General features: G+C 57.2%; 2 protein-coding genes. Both read right to left on the bottom strand.

The window, feature by feature from the left end:
- Nucleotides 1-46: 46 nt before the first annotated feature.
- The gene (gene ltrA, locus OO017_RS19810; protein WP_266054442.1) at nucleotides 47-1,363 is read right to left on the bottom strand and encodes a group II intron reverse transcriptase/maturase; all 1,317 of its coding nucleotides are present in this window, start codon (nucleotides 1,361-1,363) and stop codon (nucleotides 47-49) included.
- Nucleotides 1,364-1,889: 526 nt separating this feature from the next.
- Nucleotides 1,890-3,206 (bottom strand): group II intron reverse transcriptase/maturase, encoded by a 1,317-nt coding sequence (gene ltrA / locus OO017_RS19815; protein ID WP_266054442.1) that lies wholly within the window; start codon nucleotides 3,204-3,206, stop codon nucleotides 1,890-1,892.
- Between the last annotated feature and the right edge of the window lie 482 nt (nucleotides 3,207-3,688).

The following is a 3,688-nucleotide window of genomic DNA, read 5'->3' on the forward strand; positions in this document are numbered from 1 at the left end:
AATCGAGTAGACGGCCCCGCCACCGTTAGGTAGCGGGGAGCGCCTCTCACACCACTGTACAAGCGGGTCTCGCATACAGCGGTTCGTTAAGTTGTGGAGCTACTTCCCTGTAGTAGTCGAGCAGTGATTCATACCCTCGCTTGGCCAGCCTTTTCACCGTTACCGTTGTGATCAGCATCGGACTCTGAGCCACGGCCCAGCCTCCTTTCCTGGTTCTGCTCCAGGCATACGCCTGACCCTTGGGGACGCCCAGCCGGATCAGGTTCTTCCTTTTCCGTTCGGGTCTCTTCCAGTCGTGCCAGATGCAGTGCCGGAGCCGGTTGCGTATCCAGCTGTCCGCTTCTTTGAGCTTGCCTTGAATATTGGCCAGGCGGAAGTAGTGAACCCAGCCCCTTTGGGCCTCTTTCAGCTGCTGGACGCGCTCCTCAAAAGAGCAGGGCGTGGTCTTGCGGGTGATATCCTTTAGCTTCTGCTTGAGCCTGTCCCAACCCTTCTTGGCTACCACCAGTTGGTATTTGCCCTTGTCGCCTTTCCTGTAGGTGGGCACGAAGCCGTAGCCCAGCATTTGGAAACCCACAGGTCGCCTGATACCCGACTTTTCCCTGTTGATAGGCAGCTTCAGCCTGTTCCGCAGGAACAGGAATAGGGCATTGCCTACCTTTCGGGCAGTATCTTCACTGTTTGTGTAGACACTGAAGTCGTCGGCATAGCGGACGTAGCGCAGCCCTTGCCTTTCCAGTTCCTTGTCCAGTTCATGGAGCAGGACGTTGGAGAGCAGCGGTGAGAGCGGGCTACCCTGCGGCACGCCTTTCCTGCGCTTGACCAGTCTCCCTTTGATAAGGATGGGAGCCCGCAGCCATTTGCGGATAAGGCGAAGCGTGAGCGGACATTTTACCTTCCGGTAGAGCAGTTGCAGCAACAGACAGTGGTTTACTTCATCGAAGAAGTTGGCCAGGTCGATGTCCACGATATGCTGATAGCCCTCGTGGATGTAACGGTGCGCCTGTTGCAGGGCCTGGTGGGCGTTGCGGTTTGGCCGGAACCCGTAGCTGCGCTCTTTGAACTCGAGCTCAAAGAGCGGGCTTAGCACCTGGTTTACCGCCTGCTGCAACACCCGGTCGGTGACGGTGGGAACGCCCAGCAGGCGCTTCTTACCGTTGCTCTTGGGTATCTCCACCCCCAGGATGGGGTGTGGCAGGTACCTGCCGTTGCAGATAGAGGTGGCGATGGCGTCCCTGTTTTCTTTCAGGTGCTGGGCCAGCTGCTCCACCCGCATACCGTCCACGCCGGCCGAACCTTTGTTGGCCAGCACGTGCTGGAATGCCTTGAGCATGTTGCCCCGGTGGAGTACCTTCTCTATCATCTGCTGCTACTACTTGTACTGTAATCTCTGCCCCGCTTAAGGCAAGGCTGGCCGGGCCTCCTTGCCGAATTTAAGGCAACATTAACGTTCAGCCCTTCGCCATCCTGTGAGACCTCCGTAGCGCTTACGGCTCGTTTCCAAATGACTACTATGGCTTCTGCTGACTTCTCCCTGCGTGCACGACACCGGGAGACCTCCCCAGGTAAGAGCACCTTCCTTCCTCCGATTCCTGCTGCATCTACAGAGAGCCGTTTGTTGGTCAGGGGCGTTGCAAAGAGGTGCTTGCTTACCCACGACTCTCTGCCTCTTATGCAGTTTCTGTCCGTCAGTACCGGATTTTGCAGTCCCGCTTTCTTCACTGCCGCCTCACGGCCAGCCAGCTTGCGGCTTGCTAACAGGCTTCACCAACTCGCCTGTAAGGGACTTGCACCCTCTGGAATAATATGATACCTTTCGTATCAGGTGCCCATACTGGGCGCACATCGAGTAGACGGCCCCGCCACCGTTAGGTAGCGGGGAGCGCCTCTCACACCACTGTACAAGCGGGTCTCGCATACAGCGGTTCGTTAAGTTGTGGAGCTACTTCCCTGTAGTAGTCGAGCAGTGATTCATACCCTCGCTTGGCCAGCCTTTTCACCGTTACCGTTGTGATCAGCATCGGACTCTGAGCCACGGCCCAGCCTCCTTTCCTGGTTCTGCTCCAGGCATACGCCTGACCCTTGGGGACGCCCAGCCGGATCAGGTTCTTCCTTTTCCGTTCGGGTCTCTTCCAGTCGTGCCAGATGCAGTGCCGGAGCCGGTTGCGTATCCAGCTGTCCGCTTCTTTGAGCTTGCCTTGAATATTGGCCAGGCGGAAGTAGTGAACCCAGCCCCTTTGGGCCTCTTTCAGCTGCTGGACGCGCTCCTCAAAAGAGCAGGGCGTGGTCTTGCGGGTGATATCCTTTAGCTTCTGCTTGAGCCTGTCCCAACCCTTCTTGGCTACCACCAGTTGGTATTTGCCCTTGTCGCCTTTCCTGTAGGTGGGCACGAAGCCGTAGCCCAGCATTTGGAAACCCACAGGTCGCCTGATACCCGACTTTTCCCTGTTGATAGGCAGCTTCAGCCTGTTCCGCAGGAACAGGAATAGGGCATTGCCTACCTTTCGGGCAGTATCTTCACTGTTTGTGTAGACACTGAAGTCGTCGGCATAGCGGACGTAGCGCAGCCCTTGCCTTTCCAGTTCCTTGTCCAGTTCATGGAGCAGGACGTTGGAGAGCAGCGGTGAGAGCGGGCTACCCTGCGGCACGCCTTTCCTGCGCTTGACCAGTCTCCCTTTGATAAGGATGGGAGCCCGCAGCCATTTGCGGATAAGGCGAAGCGTGAGCGGACATTTTACCTTCCGGTAGAGCAGTTGCAGCAACAGACAGTGGTTTACTTCATCGAAGAAGTTGGCCAGGTCGATGTCCACGATATGCTGATAGCCCTCGTGGATGTAACGGTGCGCCTGTTGCAGGGCCTGGTGGGCGTTGCGGTTTGGCCGGAACCCGTAGCTGCGCTCTTTGAACTCGAGCTCAAAGAGCGGGCTTAGCACCTGGTTTACCGCCTGCTGCAACACCCGGTCGGTGACGGTGGGAACGCCCAGCAGGCGCTTCTTACCGTTGCTCTTGGGTATCTCCACCCCCAGGATGGGGTGTGGCAGGTACCTGCCGTTGCAGATAGAGGTGGCGATGGCGTCCCTGTTTTCTTTCAGGTGCTGGGCCAGCTGCTCCACCCGCATACCGTCCACGCCGGCCGAACCTTTGTTGGCCAGCACGTGCTGGAATGCCTTGAGCATGTTGCCCCGGTGGAGTACCTTCTCTATCATCTGCTGCTACTACTTGTACTGTAATCTCTGCCCCGCTTAAGGCAAGGCTGGCCGGGCCTCCTTGCCGAATTTAAGGCAACATTAACGTTCAGCCCTTCGCCATCCTGTGAGACCTCCGTAGCGCTTACGGCTCGTTTCCAAATGACTACTATGGCTTCTGCTGACTTCTCCCTGCGTGCACGACACCGGGAGACCTCCCCAGGTAAGAGCACCTTCCTTCCTCCGATTCCTGCTGCATCTACAGAGAGCCGTTTGTTGGTCAGGGGCGTTGCAAAGAGGTGCTTGCTTACCCACGACTCTCTGCCTCTTATGCAGTTTCTGTCCGTCAGTACCGGATTTTGCAGTCCCGCTTTCTTCACTGCCGCCTCACGGCCAGCCAGCTTGCGGCTTGCTAACAGGCTTCACCAACTCGCCTGTAAGGGACTTGCACCCTCTGGAATAATATGATACCTTTCGTATCAGGTGCCCATACTGGGCGCACA

This window comes from Pontibacter anaerobius (assembly GCF_026241195.1).
Taxonomy (GTDB): Bacteria; Bacteroidota; Bacteroidia; order Cytophagales; family Hymenobacteraceae; genus Pontibacter; species Pontibacter anaerobius.